Source organism: Ruegeria sp. AB8 (assembly GCF_056542605.1).
In genome coordinates this window covers 63088-83460 of sequence record NZ_JBQGAB010000009.1, presented here as the reverse complement: position 1 = coordinate 83460, position 20373 = coordinate 63088, and the positions used below count along the sequence as shown (strand labels likewise).

Annotated in this window: 20 protein-coding genes; 16 read left to right on the top strand and 4 right to left on the bottom strand. The window is 60.4% G+C overall.

All coding sequences use genetic code 11. The annotated features are described in order from the left end of the window. The 16 genes from ruvB to ACR0CG_RS11030 all read left to right on the top strand — a co-directional run bounded on the left by ruvB (window position 1) and on the right by ACR0CG_RS11030 (window position 15246). Window positions 1-1020, top strand: a complete 1020-nt coding sequence (gene ruvB / locus ACR0CG_RS11105; protein WP_170807742.1) for a Holliday junction branch migration DNA helicase RuvB — start codon at window positions 1-3, stop codon at window positions 1018-1020. 63 nt (window positions 1021-1083) lie between these two features. Beyond that, a complete protein-coding gene (locus tag ACR0CG_RS11100) occupies window positions 1084-1707 on the top strand; it encodes a hypothetical protein (RefSeq protein ID WP_480524827.1) in 624 nt (207 codons plus the stop codon). Beyond that, complete coding sequence (ybgC, locus tag ACR0CG_RS11095) at window positions 1704-2087, top strand: tol-pal system-associated acyl-CoA thioesterase (protein WP_480524825.1); 384 nt, start codon at window positions 1704-1706, stop codon at window positions 2085-2087. The genes ACR0CG_RS11100 and ybgC overlap by 4 nt, the downstream gene beginning before the upstream one ends. Before the next feature lie 105 nt (window positions 2088-2192). Next, window positions 2193-2888 (top strand): protein TolQ, encoded by a 696-nt coding sequence (gene tolQ, locus ACR0CG_RS11090; RefSeq protein ID WP_170807745.1) that lies wholly within the window; start codon window positions 2193-2195, stop codon window positions 2886-2888. 1 nt (window position 2889) lies between these two features. Then, complete coding sequence (tolR, locus tag ACR0CG_RS11085) at window positions 2890-3366, top strand: protein TolR (protein WP_170807746.1); 477 nt, start codon at window positions 2890-2892, stop codon at window positions 3364-3366. A 9-nt stretch (window positions 3367-3375) separates the two neighbouring features. Then, window positions 3376-4470 carry an energy transducer TonB family protein gene (locus ACR0CG_RS11080; RefSeq protein WP_480524823.1) on the top strand — a complete coding sequence of 365 codons (1095 nt, stop codon included), beginning with the start codon at window positions 3376-3378 and terminating at the stop codon, window positions 4468-4470. Then, window positions 4467-5786 (top strand): Tol-Pal system beta propeller repeat protein TolB, encoded by a 1320-nt coding sequence (tolB, locus tag ACR0CG_RS11075; RefSeq protein WP_170613314.1) that lies wholly within the window; start codon window positions 4467-4469, stop codon window positions 5784-5786. Before ACR0CG_RS11080 ends, tolB begins: the two co-directional genes overlap by 4 nt. Window positions 5787-5874: 88 nt before the next feature. Further along, entirely contained in the window at window positions 5875-6378 is a 504-nt protein-coding gene (pal, locus tag ACR0CG_RS11070; protein ID WP_480524820.1) for a peptidoglycan-associated lipoprotein Pal, read from the top strand. Between the two features lie 4 nt (window positions 6379-6382). Further along, window positions 6383-7207 carry a tol-pal system protein YbgF gene (gene ybgF, locus ACR0CG_RS11065; RefSeq protein WP_480525024.1) on the top strand — a complete coding sequence of 275 codons (825 nt, stop codon included), beginning with the start codon at window positions 6383-6385 and terminating at the stop codon, window positions 7205-7207. After that, a complete protein-coding gene (gene tilS, locus ACR0CG_RS11060) occupies window positions 7204-8457 on the top strand; it encodes a tRNA lysidine(34) synthetase TilS (protein ID WP_480524819.1) in 1254 nt (417 codons plus the stop codon). Before ybgF ends, tilS begins: the two co-directional genes overlap by 4 nt. A gap of 75 nt (window positions 8458-8532) precedes the next feature. Then, entirely contained in the window at window positions 8533-10449 is a 1917-nt protein-coding gene (gene ftsH, locus ACR0CG_RS11055) for an ATP-dependent zinc metalloprotease FtsH (RefSeq protein WP_170613308.1), read from the top strand. 98 nt (window positions 10450-10547) lie between these two features. Continuing rightward, window positions 10548-11144, top strand: coding sequence for an MOSC domain-containing protein (locus tag ACR0CG_RS11050; protein ID WP_480524816.1), 597 nt, complete (start codon window positions 10548-10550; stop codon window positions 11142-11144). Between the two features lie 144 nt (window positions 11145-11288). After that, complete coding sequence (locus ACR0CG_RS11045) at window positions 11289-12965, top strand: formate--tetrahydrofolate ligase (RefSeq protein ID WP_480524815.1); 1677 nt, start codon at window positions 11289-11291, stop codon at window positions 12963-12965. A gap of 57 nt (window positions 12966-13022) precedes the next feature. Continuing rightward, window positions 13023-13328 (top strand): chorismate mutase, encoded by a 306-nt coding sequence (locus ACR0CG_RS11040; RefSeq protein WP_170678160.1) that lies wholly within the window; start codon window positions 13023-13025, stop codon window positions 13326-13328. A gap of 52 nt (window positions 13329-13380) precedes the next feature. Then, the gene (gene folD / locus ACR0CG_RS11035) at window positions 13381-14271 is read left to right on the top strand and encodes a bifunctional methylenetetrahydrofolate dehydrogenase/methenyltetrahydrofolate cyclohydrolase FolD (RefSeq protein WP_170613300.1); all 891 of its coding nucleotides are present in this window, start codon (window positions 13381-13383) and stop codon (window positions 14269-14271) included. Between the two features lie 228 nt (window positions 14272-14499). Next, a complete protein-coding gene (locus ACR0CG_RS11030; RefSeq protein ID WP_170613298.1) occupies window positions 14500-15246 on the top strand; it encodes a LytTR family DNA-binding domain-containing protein in 747 nt (248 codons plus the stop codon). 1 nt (window position 15247) lies between these two features. On the opposite strand, the gene pdeM is transcribed toward ACR0CG_RS11030, so the two are convergent. The 4 genes from pdeM to ACR0CG_RS11010 all read right to left on the bottom strand — a co-directional run bounded on the left by pdeM (window position 15248) and on the right by ACR0CG_RS11010 (window position 20373). Then, window positions 15248-15910, bottom strand: coding sequence for a ligase-associated DNA damage response endonuclease PdeM (gene pdeM, locus ACR0CG_RS11025; protein WP_480524812.1), 663 nt, complete (start codon window positions 15908-15910; stop codon window positions 15248-15250). 40 nt (window positions 15911-15950) lie between these two features. Continuing rightward, complete coding sequence (locus tag ACR0CG_RS11020; protein ID WP_480524810.1) at window positions 15951-18362, bottom strand: ligase-associated DNA damage response DEXH box helicase; 2412 nt, start codon at window positions 18360-18362, stop codon at window positions 15951-15953. A 40-nt stretch (window positions 18363-18402) separates the two neighbouring features. Continuing rightward, window positions 18403-19710, bottom strand: coding sequence for an ATPase (locus ACR0CG_RS11015; protein WP_480524808.1), 1308 nt, complete (start codon window positions 19708-19710; stop codon window positions 18403-18405). A 117-nt stretch (window positions 19711-19827) separates the two neighbouring features. Further along, window positions 19828-20373, bottom strand: coding sequence for a prepilin peptidase (locus ACR0CG_RS11010; protein ID WP_170613776.1), 546 nt, complete (start codon window positions 20371-20373; stop codon window positions 19828-19830).

Genomic DNA, 20373 nt, shown 5'->3' with positions numbered 1-20373 from the left:
ATGGTAGACGCCGATCCCGCCCTGCGCCCCGATCCGTTGCCGGAAGACAATGACCGCGCGCTGCGTCCGCAGGGGCTGGACGAATTTATCGGTCAGGCCGAGGCAAGAGCCAATCTGCGCATCTTCATCCAGTCAGCCCGCCAGCGGGGCGAGGCGATGGATCACACGTTGTTCCATGGCCCGCCGGGGCTTGGGAAAACCACGCTGGCGCAGATCATGGCGCGCGAGCTGGGGGTGAATTTCCGCATGACTTCGGGCCCCGTGCTGGCCAAGGCGGGCGATCTGGCGGCGATCCTGACCAATCTGGAATCGCGGGACGTTTTGTTCATAGACGAAATCCACCGTCTGAACCCGGCTGTTGAAGAGGTGTTGTACCCTGCGATGGAGGATTTCGAGCTGGATCTGGTGATCGGTGAAGGCCCTGCGGCGCGCACCGTCCGGATCGAATTGCAGCCGTTCACTCTGGTGGGCGCTACGACCCGCATGGGGCTGCTGACCACGCCTTTGCGCGACCGGTTTGGTATTCCAACGCGGTTGCAGTTCTACACGGTCGACGAACTGCACGAGATCGTCACCCGCAACGCGCGCAAGCTGGGTGCTCCGGCTGATGATGAAGGCGCGCGCGAGATCGCCCGGCGTTCGCGTGGAACCCCGCGTATCGCCGGGCGGCTGCTGCGGCGCGTGGTCGATTTTGCCATTGTCGAGGGCGATGGGCGGATTACACGCGATCTGGCCGATGGTGCCCTGACGCGTCTGGGTGTGGACAACCTGGGGCTGGATGGTGCGGACCGGCGTTATCTGAAGCTGATCGCCGAAAATTACGCGGGCGGCCCTGTGGGAATCGAAACCTTGTCGGCGGCGCTGTCAGAAAGCCGGGATTCGCTTGAAGAAGTGATTGAGCCCTATTTGTTGCAGCAGGGACTGATACAGCGCACTCCGCGTGGACGGATGCTGGCGCAGAAAGCATGGACGCATCTGGGAATGGCGGCGCCCCGCGGGCAGAGCGATCTGTTTGGTTGATGCGGTGCGCCATGGGTTTTATGCCTTCGGCGAGAGTATTTTTGACAAGATGAAGGGTCGGCCGTGACACCGGAAGAAATCGAAGCACTTTTTACGCGTGAAAACGGCGAGTTCCTGTTCGCGCGTTGGGGGCGACCGATCGTGCCGATCGTCTTTGGCGTCGAAGATGATACGCTTTCCGTGATCAAGGGCGCGTTCGAGGCGGTTGTCGCCCTGGCTGGCCACAAGATGGCCGAGACCGATCCGGAACTGGGCGCGAACTGCATGGTCTTCTTTTTTCGCGACTGGCAGGAATTGCTGGAGGTGCCCGATCTGGACCGTCTGATCCCTGATCTGACCCCTCTGGTCGGGCGGCTGATGGAGGCGGATGCCAACCAGTACCGTATATTCCGGTTCGAGGAGGACGGGACCATCCGGGCGGCGTTCGTGTTTTTGAAGATGGATGGCGAATTGTCCAAAATTCCTGCCGAAACGCTTGCGCTGGGGCAGGTGGTACAGACCGTTTTGTTGTGGTCCGATGCTGCGTTCCGGTCGCAGTCTCCGCTGGCCGTGGCTGGCGAGACGACAATTCTGCGCCCTGAAATCGCCGCGCTTATCCGGGCCGCCTATGATCCGATTTTGCCGGGAATGGCGCAGGATGCGTCCCACGCATTGCGATTGTTTGCGCGTCTGGAGCAGCCACAATGAAGCACGTCTTTCCCATTCGGGTCTATTACGAAGACACCGACATGGGTGGTGTTGTCTATCATGCGAATTACCTGCGTTTTATTGAACGGGCACGATCGGACTGGGTGCGCAACCTCGGCAATGACCAGAACGCGATGCGGGATCAGGGGATTGTCTGGGTCGTGCGCCGGATCGAGGCAGATTATCTGTCGCCGGCCAGGTTTGATGATGAACTGATCGTCGAGACCGAGATGGTTTCGATTTCAGGAGTGCGCCTGACCATGGCGCAGCTTGTCCGGCGCGGCGAAACCGAGATTTTCCGCGCCACCGTGACCGCCGTTTGCATCAATAGCGAGGGCAGGCCGATCCGTCTTCCGGCAGAGATTCGCGCATTGATGTAACAATTTACTCAGCCGGGGTGGTTCTGTTGGCTTTTCGATACCAACTGCGTTAGCGTTTGGCAAAACAAGGCCAAATGGCTGTCAGGCAAAACAAAGAGCAGGTTCATGGAAGCTGAAACGCTGGCGCTGGCGCAGGAGATCGACTTCTCCATGTGGGGGCTGTTTGCCCGCGCGACATTTATCGTCAAACTGGTGATGCTGATACTGGTCGTCGCATCGTTCTGGTCCTGGGCGATCATCATTCAGAAACTGATCAATTACCGCGCAGCGCGACGCGAAGCGCAGGTTTTTGATGAATCCTTCTGGTCCGGCAATCCGCTGGATGAGCTGTTCGAACAGATCGGGACGCGACCGGACGGCAGTTCCGAGAAGATATTCGCCGCCGGCATGATCGAGTGGCGCAGGTCACACCGAAATGACGGCGGCTTGATTGCCGGCGCGACGGCACGGATTGACCGGTCGATGGATGTGGCCATCGCAAAAGAGGCGGAAACACTGCAAAAAGGTCTGCCCATATTGGCCACGGTCGGCTCGACCGCGCCATTTATCGGTTTGTTCGGCACCGTATGGGGCATCATGAACGCCTTTATCGAGATCGCCGAGCAGCAGAACACCAACCTTGCCGTTGTTGCGCCCGGTATTGCCGAAGCGCTTTTGGCCACCGGTCTGGGCCTGCTGGCCGCGATCCCGGCGGTGATTTTCTACAACAAGCTCAGCGCGGACAGTGATCGGATCGTTGGCGGGTATGAAGCGTTTGCCGACGAATTCGCCACCATCCTGTCGCGGCAGTTGGACAGCTGAGATGGGTGCGGCGGTTCAGCAACCCTCGGGCGGAAACGGCCGTAGGCGGGGGCGGCGGCGTGGTCGCGCCCAGCCGATGGCCGAGATCAACGTGACGCCATTTGTAGATGTCATGCTTGTGCTGCTCATCATCTTCATGGTGGCGGCCCCGCTGCTGACCGTGGGGGTGCCCGTGGACCTGCCCAAGACGGCGGCCAGTGCCCTGCCGGGTGACAATGAGGAACCGCTGACCGTCACACTGACAGCGGACGGGCGGGTGCAGATCCAGACCACGGACGTCGCGCGTGCCGATCTGATCGGAAAACTCAGGGCCATTGCGGTTGAGCGTACCAGTGACCGGGTGTTCCTGCGGGCGGACGGCGCAATTCCCTACGCGCAGGTGATGCAGGTGATGGGGGCGCTGAATGCCGGCGGGTTTTCGAATGTGGGCCTTGTGACCGATACCGGCGGGCCGACATTTGACGAAGGTGGAGAGTGAGGCCGCGCGGTGGATACCGGCACCAAGATCTCGGCGATTGCCCACGTAGGTCTGATCGGATGGGCGCTATTTGGCGGCACGTTCCGGTCCGAGCCTTTGCCTATGGCCGTTCAGGAGGTATCTGTGGTCACGGCTGAACAGTTTGCTGCGATGACCGCGCAACGCGACGCGCCCCAGGTTCCGTCGCCGCCCGCTGATTTGCAGCAGCCTGAAGAGCCCGAAGTGGCCAACGCCCCTGAACCGACACCCGAAGAACAACCAGAACCCGAGCCGATTGTCGCGTCCGAGCCCGAGCCTGATCCTTTGCCCGAGCCGGTGGAAGCCCCGCCCGAGCCGGAAGTGATCGAACAACCTCCGACGCTGGACCAGCCTGATACGGAAGTCGCTGCGCTGCCGACGCCGGGTCCGGAATCCCTGCCCAATTCCGCTGACAAGGTTGCGCCCGAGCCGGTGGCCCCGCCGCCGCCTGAGGCAAAACCGGATGACATCGAAACCCCCGCCGTATCCCTGGATGAAGGGGCCGAGACCCAGCAGGAGCAACAGGATCAGACCGCGCCCGAGGAAGCCACGGATCAGATCGTGACCGAGGCGGAAGAGACGCAGGAATTGTCGCCCCAGACTTCCCCGCGCCCCCGAACGCGTCCCAGCCGCCCGCAACCTCCGGCCGAACCCGTGGTGGCCGAAGCCCCGGAAGCCCCCGAAGAACCGGCGCAAAGTGACCAGCAGGCCATCGAGGATGCGCTGGCCGATGCGTTGGGACAGGATGACGCGCCATCGGGGCCACCGCTGACCAGTGGTGAAAAGGACGCGATGCGGCTGGCGGTATCGAAATGCTGGAATGTCGGATCGTTGTCGACGGACGCCTTGCAGACCGTCGTTGTGGTCGGCTTTTCTCTGACCCCGGATGGTAAGGTTGTTGGCGGCAGCTTGCAGTTGCTGGACAGCTCTGGCGGCTCTTCAGGGGCTGCAAAACAGGCCTACGAGGCCGCGCGGCGCGCTATTTTGCGTTGCGGAGCAAAAGGATACGACCTGCCTGCTGACAAATACGCGCAGTGGCAGGATATTGAGATTACATTCAATCCCGAGAGGATGCGGATCAAATGATGAAACTTCTGACCAGCCTCTTTATTGGCCTGACGCTTCTGTCGGCGCCGGTTTTTGCACAAAGCGGGCCGCTGCGGCTGGAACTGGATCAGGGTATTATCGAACCCTTGCCCTTTGCCGTTCCAAATTTCGTTCCGGACAGTCCTACCGCGGCGCAATACGCGCAGGACATCTCGCGCGTAGTTGCGGCGGATCTGACCGGCACCGGGCTGTTTCGCGAAATCTCGTCGGATGCGTTCATCAGTCAGGTGACAAGCTTCGAGGCCCCGCTTCAGTTTGCGGACTGGAAGGCCATCAATGCCGAAGCGTTGGTGACGGGCGCGGTCAACGTGTCAGGCAAAAAGCTGACCGTCCGTTTCCGGGTCTGGGATGTTTTCTCGGGTCAGGAACTGGGCAGCGGGTTGCAGTTTGCAGGCACCACGGATGGCTGGCGGCGCATGGCGCATAAAGTGGCCGATCAGGTTTATAGCCGGGTGACAGGCGAGGGCGGATATTTCGACAGCCGGGTTGCGTTTGTGTCGGAAAGCGGCCCCAAGGACCAGCGCCTGAAACGGCTGGCGATCATGGATTACGACGGAGCCAATGTTCAGTATCTGACCGACAGCTCTGCCATCGTTCTGGCCCCGCGCTTTTCCCCTACCGGCGAGCAGTTGCTTTACACAAGTTACGAAAGCGGCAGCCCCCGGATTTACGTTCTGGACGTGGGCCGGGTCAAACGGCGTGAACTCAAGACGCAGGACGGAACGATGAGTTTCTCGCCGCGCTTTTCGCCAGATGGGCGCTCGATCGTCTATTCGCTGATTCAGGGCGGTAATACCGACCTTTGGAAGATGGACCTTGCGTCGGGCCAAAGTGTCCGCCTCACGAACACGCCCGCAATCGAAACCGCACCTAGTTATTCGCCGGACGGTTCGCAGATCGTGTTCGAAAGCGACCGCTCGGGCACGCCGCAACTCTACATCATGCCCGCAGGCGGGGGTGAGCCGACACGCATCAGTTTCGGGCAGGGCCGGTATGGCACGCCGGTCTGGTCGCCGCGTGGTGACCTGATCGCCTTCACCAAGCAGAACAAGGGCCGTTTCCACATCGGTGTCATGCGTACGGACGGCAGTGAAGAACGCTTGCTGACCTCGTCCTTCCTGGACGAAGGCCCCACGTGGTCGCCCAATGGTCGCGTGATCATGTTCACCCGCGAGACCCAGGGCGCAAGCGGACGGGCGACGCTGTATTCGGTGGATATTTCGGGCCGGAACCTGCGCCCGGTCCGCACGCCGGATGGCGGCAGCGACCCGTCCTGGGGGCCTTTGCAGAATTGATCGGGGCAGCAGATCGGCAAAGTTCACATGAAACTCTGGCTGTGCTAAAGAGACGGCAATAAACAAACAAATCCACGAGGCACCTGAAATGAACGTATTGGGCAAAATCCTGGTCTTGGGCACGCTGAGCGTGATCGCGGCCTGTACCAACAATGATCCATCGGCACTGGGCGGCGGCGCAGGCGGCAGCGGTTCGATCCTGCCGGGATCGCCAAGCGACCCACGCTCGCCTGCCTATTTCCAGCAAACGGTCGGGGACCGGGTGCTGTTCGAGGTCGACCAATCCACCCTGACCGCGCAGGCGCAGACCGTTCTGCAGGGGCAGGCCGACTGGCTGATGGCAAACCCGGATTTTGTGGCGATGATCGAAGGTCACGCCGATGAACAGGGCACACGCGAATACAACCTTGCGCTGGGCGCACGCCGGGCGAACGCCGCGCGTGAATATCTGATCTCGCGGGGGGTGGCGGGTAGCCGTCTAACCACGGTCAGCTATGGCAAGGAACGCCCGATCGAGATTTGCAGCACCGAGGATTGCTATTCCAAGAACCGCCGCGCGGTGACGGTGCTGACCGGCTCAACACTGGGGTAAGATGATGCGAATTGCAGGATGGGTTCTGGCGGCGGTCGTGCTGACCGCCGGCGTGGCAAAGGCGCAGGATCAGCAGACGCTGGCGGATATCCGGCAGGAACTGACAGTGCTGCACGTGGAAATCCAGCGCCTCAAGCGCGAGTTTTCGACCACCGGCTCCCCGGCGCCGAACCTGTCCGGCAGTTCCGTACTGGAACGCGTTGACGCCATCGAGGCCGAGTTACAGCGCCTGACCCGGCAGACCGAACAGCTGAACCAACGTATCCAGAGCGTTGTGACCGATGGCACCAATCGAATTGGTGACCTGGAATTCCGGCTGGTCGAACTGGAAGGGGGCGATCTCAGCACGTTGGGCGAAACGTCGACCCTAGGCGGGGAAACCGCGACCGATGTCGCCGTCGCTCCTACGCCGATTGAGCCGACCAATTCGGGTCAGGGTGAACTTGCCGTGGGTGAACGCGCTGATTTTGATGCAGCGTCGCAGGCGCTGGCTGATGGTGACTTTCAGTCTGCCGCAGATGGATTCGCGCAATTCGACACCTCGTATCCCGGCAGTCCGCTTGCACCCGAGGCGCATCTGAGACGTGGCCAGGCGCTGGAAGGTCTGGGCGATACCCGTGAAGCCGCCCGGGCATTCCTGGCGAGCTTTACCGGTGATTCCGAAGGGGCCTTTGCCCCCGAAGCGCTGTTTGAACTGGGCGCCGCGCTGGGGCGATTGGGACAAACCGATCAGGCCTGTATCACGTTGGGCGAGGTTGGGGTGCGTTTCCCATCCTCCAGCACGGTCTCGGACGCCACGCAGGAAATGGCGTCTCTGGGTTGTTCTTGACCCGAAGTGCCGCTTCTCTGACAGCTCAGATCCGCGAGCGACTGCCGAAAACACTGCCGCGCCGTATCGGTGTGGCGGTTTCGGGCGGCGGCGACTCGGTTGCGCTGATGCATCTTCTGCATGGCATAGCACGGGCTGAAGGGGTGACAGTTCTGGCAGCAACCGTGAATCATGGCCTGCGGCCTGAAGCAGCGGCCGAGGCAGAAACGGTGGCCGCGCAGGCAGGAAGCCTTGGGCTGTCGCATGATACTCTGGTCTGGCAAGGGTGGGGTGGCAGCGGAAACCTGCAGGATCAGGCCCGTCAGGCGCGTTACGCGTTGCTGACGGAATGGGCCGGTCGCAATGGGGCGGAGGCCATTGCCCTTGGGCACACGGCAGACGATCAGGCCGAAACCGTTCTGATGAGGCTGGCGCGCGCGGCCGGCGTCACCGGCCTGTCATCGATGCCGTCTGTTCGCGCACGAGACGGGGTTTTGCTGCTTCGACCGATGCTGGATATCTCGCGTCAGGAACTGCGCACTTATCTACGCGGGATCGGCACTGATTGGATCGAGGACCCGTCGAATCACGATACCCGATTTGACCGGATCAAGGTGCGGCAGGCTCTGGCAAGCCTGGAACCGATTGGCATCACCGCGCAGTCTCTGGCCCGGGTGGCTGAAAATCTTGCACAAGCCCGTGATGCTTTGGCGCGGTATACGCAGGAATCCGCCCGCAAGATCACCGAAGTGAAAGACGGCGCTGTCTGCATTGATCCCGCAGGTTTTGTGGCTTTGCCGCGCGAGGTCCAGCGCCGCCTTCTGATCGCGACCATCAACTGGATAGCGGGAGAGGGGTATCCTCCGCGCCAGTCAAATGTGGATCAGGCGCTGGAAGCATTATTGAATCGCCGGACCAGCACCATCGGAGGCTGTCTGGTCTTCACAGAACGCGATAATGCGTGGATTTGCAGGGAACTAAAGGCGGTTCAGGGTGTATCAGCCGCGTGTAACCAGCCTTGGGACCGACGCTGGGTGGTGTCCGGCCCCACCATTCCAGATGCCGAAATCCGCGCGCTGGGCGAGGACGGGCTGAAACAATTACCGGATTGGCGTGAAGCACGCTTGCCCCGGCGCGCACTGATGTCCACGCCTGCGGTCTGGACAGGCGATACGGTCGTGTCTGCCCCGCTTTCCGGATCCCCAAATGGTTGGCATGCCGAAATGATGCCAAATTGGCCCGAGTTTTATGCTATGATTTTATCGCATTGAACCTGCCACAATCCTCTCTATTTTAAGGAGCAAGCGGCGGATCCTCACCTGCCGAAATCTGTTGGGAGATTTTTCTTGGGCAACGCTCGTAATATCGCTTTCTGGGTCGTTCTTTTTCTGCTGATCCTGGCATTGTTTAATCTGTTCAGCGGTCCTGGCGGATCGCTTCAGAATAACGAAAGAACCTATTCCGACTTTGTCAGCGCAGTTGAGGGCGGCGAAGTCAAGAATGTGACACTGGACGGCGAGCAGATTCGCTATACCACGCAAAGTGGTGCCAGCTATGTCACCATCAAGCCCGGCGATGCCGAAGTCACCAAACTGCTGATCGACAAGAACATCCCCGTGCGCGCTGAAAAGCAGCAACAGTCGGGTTTCCAGTCGTTCCTGATCACACTGCTGCCCTTCCTGCTGCTGATTGGTGTCTGGGTCTATTTCATGAACCGGATGCAGGGCGGCGGCAAAGGCGGCGCGATGGGCTTTGGCAAGTCCAAGGCCAAGATGCTGACCGAAAAGCATGGCCGCGTTACATTTGACGACGTGGCGGGGATCGACGAGGCGAAGGAAGAACTGGAAGAGATCGTCGAATTCCTGCGCAACCCGCAGAAATTCTCACGTCTTGGCGGCAAGATCCCGAAAGGCGCGCTGCTGGTTGGCCCTCCGGGTACCGGTAAAACGCTGTTGGCCCGTGCGATTGCGGGTGAGGCGGGTGTGCCGTTCTTCACCATTTCGGGCTCGGACTTTGTTGAAATGTTCGTGGGTGTCGGCGCATCCCGTGTGCGCGACATGTTTGAACAGGCCAAGAAGAACGCGCCCTGTATCGTATTCATCGACGAAATCGACGCCGTGGGTCGCCACCGTGGCGCCGGTTATGGCGGTGGTAACGACGAACGCGAACAAACCCTCAACCAGTTGCTGGTCGAGATGGACGGGTTCGAGGCCAACGAAGGCGTGATCATTCTTGCGGCCACCAACCGTAAAGACGTTCTGGACCCCGCGCTGCTGCGTCCGGGCCGTTTCGACCGTCAGGTCACTGTGGGTAATCCGGACATCAAGGGTCGTGAGAAGATCCTGGGTGTCCACGCCCGCAAGACTCCTCTGGGCCCCGATGTCGACCTGCGTATCATTGCACGCGGTACGCCGGGCTTCTCGGGTGCTGATCTGGCGAACCTTGTGAACGAGGCGGCCCTGATGGCTGCCCGTGTGGGCCGCCGCTTTGTCACCATGGAAGATTTCGAGAACGCGAAAGACAAGGTGATGATGGGGGCCGAGCGCCGCTCGATGGTTCTGACACAGGACCAGAAGGAAAAGACCGCCTATCACGAGGCCGGTCACGCCGTGGTCGGCCTGACCCTGCCGCTGTGCGATCCGGTCTACAAGGCGACGATCATCCCGCGCGGTGGTGCCCTGGGTATGGTGGTTTCGCTGCCGGAAATGGACCGCCTGAACTATCACCGCGATGAGTGTGAGCAGAAGCTGGCCATGACCATGGCGGGCAAAGCCGCCGAGGTGATCAAATACGGTGAAGATCATGTGTCGAACGGTCCGGCCGGTGACATCATGCAGGCCAGCCAGCTGGCGCGCGCCATGGTGATGCGTTGGGGCATGTCCGACAAGGTCGGCAATATCGACTATGCCGAGGCGCATGAGGGGTATTCAGGCAACACGGCCGGATTCTCGGTTTCCGCGCACACCAAGGAACTGATCGAGGAAGAGGTGAAGCGCCTGATTCAGCAGGGTTATGAACGTGCGCTCGAAATCCTGCACGAGAACGGTGAAAGCTGGGAACGCCTGGCACAGGGCTTGCTGGAATACGAAACGCTGACAGGTGACGAGATAAAGCGCGTCATGAACGGCGAATCGCCCGGCGAGGGGGATGACGAAGGCGACAACACCGACGAGGGTAGCGCGCCCAGTGTCACCGCGATCCCGAAGACCAAGGTCAAGAAGTCTCCGCCCGAAGGCGGGATGGAGCCGGAACCTTCGGCTTAAGAACACGGACCCGGGCAATGTCCCGGGTCTTTTTTCTTTCCAATCAAAAAAACTGGGTTTCTGTGCCGTGTTATCGCACACCGCCTGAAAGGGGTGACATGCCCGTATTGCGCCAAACCGAATACACCGCCGAAGTTACCTGGCTGGGGCACGTTCCTGCCGGCAATAGTATTCGGGCCAAGTCGGTCGAGAGGCTGGATCTGGATTTCGCGGGTGATCCCGGCGCGCGGCACGAAGGTGTGAACCGGGCCTCCTGCGTTCGCATGACAAACCTCTATCCGAAGGGAACGGAAATTCGAAATGTCCGGCAGTTGTCGGTATTGTCAGCCGAGCAACTGGACGAGATTGCTACGGAGATGAGCCTGACCCGGCTGGACCCGTCCTATCTGGGCGCCAGCCTGGTGTTGCGCGGAATTCCCGATTTCACCCATGTGCCGCCAAGTTCCCGTCTGCAGGCCGCAAATGGCCTGACGCTAACGATCGATATGGAAAACCGTCCCTGCATCATTCCGGGACGCGAGGTGGAGGCCGACCTGCCGGGACATGGCCCTGCCTTCAAACCGGCGGCGCAGGGGCGCAGGGGCGTGACCGCCTGGGTCGAACGTCCGGGTCAATTGAAGCTGGGTGACAGCATGAAACTGTTCGTGCCGGATCAGCGGGCCTGGGCACCTTCCGGTACCGGCGTTTCCGATTAGAAACGCGGTAAACACCCCGACGCCGTTTCGCGGCACAATTATGTCGGAATCCATAGCCATCCGTTTTGTACACGACGGTATGGATTGCACAGCGCCGACGCTCAGCGTCGGTTTTGCACGGCATTCAACCAGGGACCCTGCCCAATGAGCTATAAATCCGACATCGAAATCGCCCGCGAAGCGAACAAGAAGCCGATTCAGGAAATCGGCGCTAAAATCGGCATCGAGTCCACAGACCTGCTGCCATACGGTCACGACAAAGCAAAGGTCAGCCAGGACTTCATCAACTCGGTGCAGGACCGTGAAGATGGCAAGCTGATCCTGGTGACCGCGATCAACCCGACCCCGGCAGGTGAAGGCAAAACCACCACCACCGTTGGTCTGGGCGACGGCCTGAACCGCATCGGCAAGAACGCGATGATCTGTATCCGCGAAGCCTCGCTGGGCCCGAACTTCGGGATGAAGGGCGGCGCTGCAGGTGGCGGTTACGCGCAGGTTGTTCCGATGGAGGAAATGAACCTGCACTTCACCGGTGACTTCCACGCCATCACCTCTGCCCACTCGCTGCTGTCGGCCATGATCGACAACCACATCTACTGGGGCAACGAGCAGGCCATCGACATGCGCCGCGTCGTGTGGCGCCGCGTGGTCGACATGAACGACCGCGCCCTGCGTCAGATCACCTGCTCGCTGGGCGGTGTCTCGAACGGTTTCCCGCGTGAAGCAGGCTATGACATCACCGTGGCATCTGAAGTCATGGCGATCCTGTGCCTAGCAAACGATCTGAAGGATCTGGAGAAACGCCTGGGCGACATCATCGTCGCTTACCGTCGCGACAAGACGCCGGTCTACTGCCGCGACATCAAGGCTGAAGGCGCGATGACCGTTTTGCTGAAGGACGCCATGCAGCCGAACCTGGTGCAGACGCTGGAAAACAACCCGGCCTTCGTTCACGGCGGTCCTTTCGCGAACATCGCGCATGGCTGTAACTCGGTCATCGCCACCAAGACCGCTCTGAAAGTCGCCGACTATGTCGTGACCGAAGCGGGATTTGGTGCCGATCTGGGTGCCGAAAAGTTCATGAACATCAAATGCCGCAAGGCGGGCATCGCCCCGTCTGCCGTCGTGCTGGTTGCCACCGTGCGCGCGATGAAGATGAACGGCGGCGTTGCCAAGGCCGATCTGGGTGCCGAGAATGTTGATGCCGTGAAGTCGGGCTGTGCCAACCTGGGCCGCCATATCGAGAACGTGAAGTCCTTCGGTGTGCCGGTTGTCGTCGCGATCAACCACTTCGTCACCGACACCGACGCCGAAGTGCAGGCCGTCAAGGACTATTGCGCCGAGCATGGGGTTGAGGCGGTTCTGTCCCGTCACTGGGAACTGGGCTCGGAGGGATCCGAGAATCTGGCCAAAAAGGTTGTGGAAATCGCCGATGCCGGTACTGCGAACTTCTCGCCGATCTATCCGGACGACATGCCGCTGTTCGAAAAAGTCGAGACCATCGCCAAGCGCATCTACCGCGCTGACGAGGTGCTGGCGGATTCCAAGATCCGCAACCAGCTGAAGGAATGGGAAGCCGCCGGTTATGGCAACCTGCCGGTCTGCATGGCAAAAACCCAGTATTCGTTCTCCACCGATCCGTCCCTGCGTGGCGCGCCCACCGGCCACTCGGTTCCGGTGCGCGAGGTTCGCCTGTCCGCTGGTGCCGGTTTCATCGTGGTTGTCTGTGGTGAGATCATGACCATGCCCGGTCTGCCGCGCAAACCCGCCGCGGAAACCATCTGCCTCAATGACGCAGGTGAGATCGAGGGCTTGTTCTAAGCCGCTGAATGAGACATCTCGTGGTCCGGGGAATCCCTGGGCCATGAGGAGATTGCGATGCCCACTCTGACACTGCCGCAAGACTGTCTTTCCATGCAGGAATTGCGGGTTCAGATCGACAAGCTGGACCGCCAACTGATTGAGATGTTGGTGACGCGCGCAACTTACATTGACCGCGCGTCCGAGCTGAAACCGGGCGAGGGTCTTCCGGCCCGAATTCCTGAGCGAGTTGAAGATGTGGTGCAAAAGGTACGTGTGAGCTCGGACAGACTGGGCATGGACCCTGATCTTGCCGAAGATCTGTGGCGTATCTTGATTGATTGGTCGATTGCACGCGAAGAAAGTGTGCTCGGCCCTGACTGAATGACCGGGCGCTTCTGGCGCCCGATCCGCTTTTGAAAGAAGGGATCAAAGGATGGTAGCTCAAGTCATCGACGGCAAGGCCTTTGCGGCCAAAGTCCGCGCGCAGGTGGCCGATCAGGTTGCAAAGCTGAAAGAGGAAAACGGCATCACGCCCGGCCTGGCCGTGGTTCTGGTGGGCGAGGATCCGGCCAGTCAGGTCTATGTCCGTTCAAAGGGCAAAATGACCGTCGAGGTCGGCATGAACTCGTACGAGCACAAGCTGGATGCCGAGACCTCCGAGGCAGACCTGCTGGCGTTGATCGACAAGCTGAACAACGATCCCGCCGTGCACGGGATTCTGGTTCAGCTTCCGCTGCCCAAGCATCTGAACGAGGATCTGGTGATCAACTCGATCGACCCGGCCAAGGACGTGGATGGGTTCCATATCTCGAATGTGGGCCTGCTGGGTACCGGTCAGAAGTCGATGGTGCCCTGCACCCCGCTGGGTTGCCTGATGATGCTGCGCGACCACCATGGGTCACTGTCGGGTATGGATGCTGTTGTGATCGGCCGGTCGAACATCGTCGGCAAGCCGATGGCGCAACTGTTGCTGGGTGACAGCTGCACCGTGACCATCGCGCATTCGCGCACCAAGGACCTGCCGGACGTCGTGCGCCGCGCCGATATCGTGGTTGCCGCCGTAGGCCGCCCCGAGATGGTGCCGGGCGACTGGATCAAGGAAGGGGCGACCGTGATCGATGTGGGCATCAACCGGATCGAGCGCGACGGCAAGAACAAGCTGGTCGGAGACGTCGACTATGCCAGTGCGGCCGAACGCGCCGGTGCGATCACACCGGTTCCGGGCGGCGTTGGCCCGATGACCATCGCTTGCTTGCTGGCCAACACGCTGACAGCGTGCTGCCGCGCGAACGGTTTACCTGAACCCGAGGGCCTGACCGCTTGATCGCGGAAGATTGCGCGCAATTTCAGCGCTCAACCGATGCTTTGGAACGGCCGGGCAGGGGAAACCTTCCCGGCCGTTTCCTCATTGAGAGACAACATTAATTTTGAATAAACGGGTTTGAATGTGATCAAATCGGTGATAAGTTATTAAATCCAGTTGGTTAAATGCGAAATGCATGCCGCTCGAAGTGATTGTAACGGACCTCAGCGGATTGCCCGTCGGAACAATATGAAGTCAAAACTGAACCTGATCATAGCCGCTTGCACCCTTCAACGCGTGGTGGCTGGATTGGTTTTCGTTCCGCTGCTGGCTTACACTTTTCCACCTTTTTTGGACGTCGCATTGCCGTTCGGCATGCGATTGACATTCTGGGCCGGTGTCATGGCACTGGCAATCGCCGCGACATGGCTTTCCAGAAAGTTCATCTATGAACATCTGTCTCAGGACTATCTTTCGGCCCGAGACGTTGTCTTCTCTGCCGTCATCCTGATCCTGTTTACACCGGCATTGTGGCTTTTGGCCTGGCTGCTGTTCACGATTGGCGGACAGGAAGCCCCAGGTGCCCTGGCGGTCTTACCTTACGGGGTGCTGTTCTCGACCGGCCTGATTCTGGTCGGCCGGACGGAACCCGGACATCCAAAGCCGACCGGAGTGCCAGAGCAGATGCCGCGTCTGGTCAGACGTCTTCCGGCGGGTTTTCAGGGCCGGATCTATCGTCTGACGGTTCGGGATCACAATGTGGATGTCGTCACCTCTGAGGGTACGTTTACCATTCGATCGCGTTTTACGGATGCGATCGACGAGATGGAGCCGATCCCCGGTCATTGCACACACCGATCCCATTGGGTGACTGATGATGCAATTGTCAGCACCGAACGGACCGACGGAAAGACTTTCGTCCGGCTGCGTAACGGCGACCTTGTGCCGGTCAGCCGAAAATACAGACCCATGTTGGAACAGGACGGGCTGATCTGAACTAGCGCGGCATGGGAATGATCTGTGGCTGTGGCCCGGTCAGAATGGCTTTGGCCTGTTTGTCCATCAAGCCGGCCAAGGCCGCGTCGGTACTGCGCAGACCGCCCGTAAACGTACCGTAGGCCGGCATTATCAAACGCGCCTGATCCAGCAGGAACGCCGGCCGGGTGATGGACCGGCCACGCACGCGTAAGCTCGCCTTGGGGTGGTAGTGGCCCGAAACCTCGGCCCGGCCAGAGGGTTCGGCGATGTGGCGGAATACCAACGGTCCAAAGGAGCACTCGGACAGATGCGTTCCGCCCAGTTCGACAGGTCCGGGATCGTGGTTGCCTTCGATCCAGATCCAGTCCCGGCCAGCCTGCAGGGTGACGATCTGCAATTGATGGTCCGGGATCAATGACTGTGCGGCGTCCAGATCGTCGAAGCTGTCACCCAGGCAAATGACCGTCTCGGCGCGGGTGTGGTGCAGGTCCGCCGCCAGCCGCGTCAGCGTGTCCTGTGTGTCATAGGGCGGCAGCGCGGCCCCGCCGCGCCGGGCCATGCGCTCGGACTTGCCCAGATGCAGGTCGGACACGCACAGCAAATTCCGATCGGGCCACCACAACGCCCCGGACCCCAAAGCGTGCAGGGATAGACCGGCAAAGGTAAACAACAGGCTGTTCATGATCCGTTCTTTGCCTTTTTCCCGACCCAAGGCAAGCGGATTAGCCGCTCTCTAATCCCGCAGCCTGCAAAAGCCGCGCGCTTTCCTCGGCCAATAGCCGTTCTTCGGCGGCCCCTTTGACGGGCACTTTGCCGACCTCAAGAAACAGCGGCGCGGCCAGGGGGGAAACTCTGTCCAGCCGAAGAAGATCGATGCGGTCGCCGATGCGCGCAATCATTTCCTCGATCCGGCCGAAGTCCACCAGACCACGCATGGCCTCTTCGCGCGTGATCTGCATCAGCAGGTGGTCCGGGTCATATTTCAGCAGCGTGTCATACAGTATGTCAGACGAGAACGTTGCCTGCCGCCCGCTCTTGCGCTGGCCGCCGGTATTCCGTTCGATCAGCCCCGCGATTGTCGCCGAGGCGCGAAAGGTACGCTTCATCACCGCGTTGCCCGCCAGCCATGTCTCGAGCCCCGCCCGCAATGCTCTGTGTTCGAACAGGGGGCGCGGATCGGTCACCGCATCCAGTCCCCAGATCAGCGTGGCATAGTCGGTGGCGACAAAGCCCAATGGTGCCAGCCCGGTTTCCTCCATCCGTTTGGTCAGCAGCAGGCCCAGCGTTTGCTGGGCGTTTCGCCCGGCAAATCCGTAGACACACAGATTTTCGCGCCCGTCATTGGGAAAACTTTCGATCAGCAGCCGGTCGCGTTGGGGCAGACGGGACATGTTGCGTTGCAGGGCCAGCCACTCGGCGGTGTGCGGCGGCAATTGCGGCCAGTTGTCCTGGGCAAACATCCGCAAGATGCGGTCGCTCAACTGCGTGGAAGTGGCAAATTTCGTGCCGGAAAACGTGGCGATCTTGGGTTTGCGATCAGCGCGGCGACTGACCTCGACAACCATTTCGCGCAGGCCTTCATAGCGGACGATTTGCCCGCCGATCAGAAAGGTATCACCCTGCGTCAGCGAAGCGGCAAAGCCCTCTTCGACCTCACCCAGGGGTTTGCCGCCCCGGTTGCGTTTCAGGCGCACTTTCAGGGTGTCGGTATCCTGAATCGTGCCCAGATTCATACGGATACGCTGCGCGGCGCGCGGGTCGCGCAGTTGCCAACGGCCATCGGGGCGCTGCTGCAGTCGTTGCCAGCGGTCATAGGCGCGCAGGGCGTATCCCCCAGTGGCACAGAACTCCAGACAGGCGTCGAACTCCGGGCGCGACACTTGGGCAAAAGGCCCTGCCATCGTCATTTCCGCATAAAGGTCGTCCGCATCGAACGGCCCTGCGGCGGCGGCAATTAGAATGTGCTGGCACAACACGTCCCTTGGGCCGCGCCCGCGCGGTTCGCCATCCAGATCATGCGCCTGGACGGCTTCAAGCGCTGCGACGCATTCGACAACTTCGAACCGGTTGGCAGGCACCAGCAAAGCCTTGGAGGGGGCGTTGTATCGATGATTGGCGCGACCAATGCGTTGCACCAGTCGCTTGACGTTCTTGGGCGCGCCGATCTGGATCACCAGATCCACATCACCCCAGTCGATGCCCAGATCCAGGCTGCCGGTACAGACAATGGCGCGCAACTCTCCGCGCACCATTGCGGCTTCAACCCTTTCGCGTTGCTGCCGGTCCAGACTGCCATGATGAATGCCGATGGGCAGACCCTCGTCATTTGCGAGCCACAGGTTGTGAAAAAAGATCTCGGCCTGTGCGCGGGTGTTGTGAAAGATCAGTGTCGTCTTGTGTTGCCGGACCTGCTCCAGCACGGCCGGAATGGCATAGGCCGCGCCGCCGCCGGACCATGGTGGCATCTCGGTTGTTTCCAGCATCGAGATATCCGGGTCAGGGCCGGGGTCGGCCTGAATGATCCGGCAGGTGTCAGGATGGCGGGCAAGAAATCGGGCGATGGCATCGGGGTCTTCGACAGTTGCTGACAGGCCCACGCGGCGTAGGGCAGGGCACAGGCTTTGCAGGCGCGCCAGTGCCAGCATCAACTGATCGCCGCGTTTGCTTTCGGAAAGGGCGTGGATCTCGTCAACGATCACCCGCTGCACGCCTTTGAACATGCGCGGCGCGTCCTCGTACGAGGTCAGCAGCGCCAGACTTTCGGGCGTCGTCAGCAGGATATGCGGCGGATCCACGCGCTGGCGTTTCTTTTGCGTGGCTGAGGTGTCGCCGGTCCGGTCTTCGATCCGGATCGGCAGGCCGATTTCGTCTGCCGGGCCGCGCAGATTGCGCCGGATATCCGCCGCCAGCGCCTTGAGCGGCGAGACATAGAGTGTGTGCAGGCCCTCGTGCGTGCCATCGGCCAGTTCCGCCAGCGTCGGCAGGAAGCCGGCCATGGTCTTGCCGCCACCTGTGGGTGCGATCAGCAATGTCGCCGGGTCTTGTGCCCGGTCGAACATGTCCTGCTGATGCGGGTGGATGGACCAGCCTTTGGCTGAAAACCAGTCGGTGATCCGGGCGGGAATCTGCGTCATTTGCGCAGATTAACCGCCCTCGCGCCTGATTGGCACGGCGTTATTTGACGATTTTCTCGTCCTTGACGAACATGTTTGCCCAGGCCCGGTCGATCAGTTCGGGGCTCATCTGATAGGGGATGCCTTCGAATTCGCAGATCGCGATCATCTGGTCGATCAGGAAGATCGGCTGATAGTTCGCATAGATGTTGTTGATCGTGGGGTATTTGACCTTCAACAGATGCACCAGCGCGGCCTCGTCCAGCGGCATGCCGCGTTTGCGGGCAACCATGGCGAAGATTTTCAGGAAGTTTTCCTGGTTCGGACCGTCGATCTTGATCTTGAAGAAGATACGGCGCAGGGCGGCCTGGTCAAAGATCTCGTTCGGGTGGAAGTTGGTCGAGAAGATGACCAGCGTGTCAAAGGGAACTTCGAACTTTTCACCCGATTGAAGGCCAAGGATGTCCTTGTTTTCTTCCAGCGGAACGATCCAGCGGTTGACCAGCGCCTGAGGTGGTTCCGCCTGACGGCCAAGGTCGTCGACGATGAAGATGCCACCTGTCGATTTCAACTGCAGCGGCGCCTGGTAGGTGCGCGCGGTCGGGTTGTAGACCAGATCAAGCATGCTGAGAGACAGTTCGCCCCCGGTCACAACCGTCGGGCGCTCGCACTGAACATAGCGCGAATCGAACCGTTTGCGGCGGCGCAGGCTGTTGGGGTCATCGGGTTCCTGTTCGATGGCGGTATGGACGATCGGGTCATAGACGGTGATCACCTGCCCGGCATATTCGATGGCCCAGGGCACATAGACATTGTCCCCCAGCGCGTCGCGGATACCGTTCGAGATCGAGGATTTACCATTGCCCGGCGGGCCATACATCAGGATCGACCGGCCGGCGCTGACCGCCGGGCCCAAATGGTCAAGCAGGCTGTCGGGCAGAACCAGATGACCCATCGCACCGGTCAGTTGTTCACGCGTAACCTGAATGTTGCGAATCGACTGGCGCTTGACCTGCTCGCGATACACGTCCAGCGGTACTGGCATGGCGCCGAAATACTCCGACTGGCTCAACGCGTCCAGCGCACGCGCCTTTCCCGCATCGGTCAGTTGGTACCCCATTTCGTTGCCGCTGTTGGCGTTCAGGGTGCCGGTCGCCTCAAGCAGTTTCTGATCGCGGGTGATATCAACCAGTTCCTGCGTAACGGAACCCGGAAGACAGATGGCTGCGGCGATCTCGGACACGGTGTCGACGTTCTTGCGAAAGATCGTCTTGAGCAAAATGTCCCGCATCATCACCAGCGGAAGCTGCATTTCACCCAGCCCCTTTGGGGCAGGGGGGGCCATAACGGAAGTGGTCTGCATATTCATGAGCGTGGCTCGTCTATCCCGGTTTCACGTCAACGGGCCCTGAAAGGGCCGCTTGCGGAAAATTTGGCCCGCCTTTGTGGCAGGACCAAGGCGGGGGCAAGGCGCGCTGATGATAGTTCACGAACCGTAAACAGTTCCCAAAATCAGATACATGGCCAAAGCGCCTGCCAGGGCCAGACCCATTGGAAATTGCCGGCCACGGTCCCAGCTTTCCCAATGCGGTGCGATGCTGCGCAGACGGGTGTTTTTGGCCAGACGATGGGTTGCCACGGCGGCCAGAAGGGTCGCTGTCAGAACGGCCAACAGGATAAAAGCGTCGGCAAACCAGACGAAAGGAGAGGCCGCAGCCAGGAACTTGGCGTCTCCCGCACCCATGACCCCTGCCGCGTTCAGGACGATGCCAACAAGCAGAACAATGACAATATGCAGCAGTTGCCACAGATAGAGGGGCAAAGTGACGGATAGGGGGCCAATATTCCCGCTTAACCACTCCTGCGACCACGGCGGCAGGACAAACAGACCGATGACGACATAAACAATCGCCAGCGCCAGAACCGCGTGATTCTTGATCCGCATTTCACGCATATCAGTGAAAGCGACGTAAAAGCAGATTGGCAGCACAAATGGCAGGAACCACGCAGCTGCAACCGCAGGGATATGCAT

Excerpts from the sequence above, each read along its gene's own strand:
- ruvB (WP_170807742.1), top strand. The coding sequence starts at position 1 with ATGGTAGACGCCGATCCCGCCCTGCGCCCCGATCCGTTGCCGGAAGAC.
- ybgC (WP_480524825.1), top strand. The coding sequence starts at position 1,704 with ATGAAGCACGTCTTTCCCATTCGGGTCTATTACGAAGACACCGACATG.
- tolQ (WP_170807745.1), top strand. The coding sequence starts at position 2,193 with ATGGAAGCTGAAACGCTGGCGCTGGCGCAGGAGATCGACTTCTCCATG.
- tolR (WP_170807746.1), top strand. The coding sequence starts at position 2,890 with ATGGGTGCGGCGGTTCAGCAACCCTCGGGCGGAAACGGCCGTAGGCGG.
- tolB (WP_170613314.1), top strand. The coding sequence starts at position 4,467 with ATGATGAAACTTCTGACCAGCCTCTTTATTGGCCTGACGCTTCTGTCG.
- pal (WP_480524820.1), top strand. The coding sequence starts at position 5,875 with ATGAACGTATTGGGCAAAATCCTGGTCTTGGGCACGCTGAGCGTGATC.
- ybgF (WP_480525024.1), top strand. The coding sequence starts at position 6,383 with ATGCGAATTGCAGGATGGGTTCTGGCGGCGGTCGTGCTGACCGCCGGC.
- ACR0CG_RS11050 (WP_480524816.1), top strand. The coding sequence starts at position 10,548 with ATGCCCGTATTGCGCCAAACCGAATACACCGCCGAAGTTACCTGGCTG.
- ACR0CG_RS11045 (WP_480524815.1), top strand. The coding sequence starts at position 11,289 with ATGAGCTATAAATCCGACATCGAAATCGCCCGCGAAGCGAACAAGAAG.
- ACR0CG_RS11040 (WP_170678160.1), top strand. The coding sequence starts at position 13,023 with ATGCCCACTCTGACACTGCCGCAAGACTGTCTTTCCATGCAGGAATTG.
- folD (WP_170613300.1), top strand. The coding sequence starts at position 13,381 with ATGGTAGCTCAAGTCATCGACGGCAAGGCCTTTGCGGCCAAAGTCCGC.
- ACR0CG_RS11030 (WP_170613298.1), top strand. The coding sequence starts at position 14,500 with ATGAAGTCAAAACTGAACCTGATCATAGCCGCTTGCACCCTTCAACGC.
- pdeM (WP_480524812.1), bottom strand. The coding sequence starts at position 15,910 with ATGAACAGCCTGTTGTTTACCTTTGCCGGTCTATCCCTGCACGCTTTG.
- ACR0CG_RS11020 (WP_480524810.1), bottom strand. The coding sequence starts at position 18,362 with ATGACGCAGATTCCCGCCCGGATCACCGACTGGTTTTCAGCCAAAGGC.
- ACR0CG_RS11015 (WP_480524808.1), bottom strand. The coding sequence starts at position 19,710 with ATGAATATGCAGACCACTTCCGTTATGGCCCCCCCTGCCCCAAAGGGG.
- ACR0CG_RS11010 (WP_170613776.1), bottom strand. The coding sequence starts at position 20,373 with ATGCATATCCCTGCGGTTGCAGCTGCGTGGTTCCTGCCATTTGTGCTG.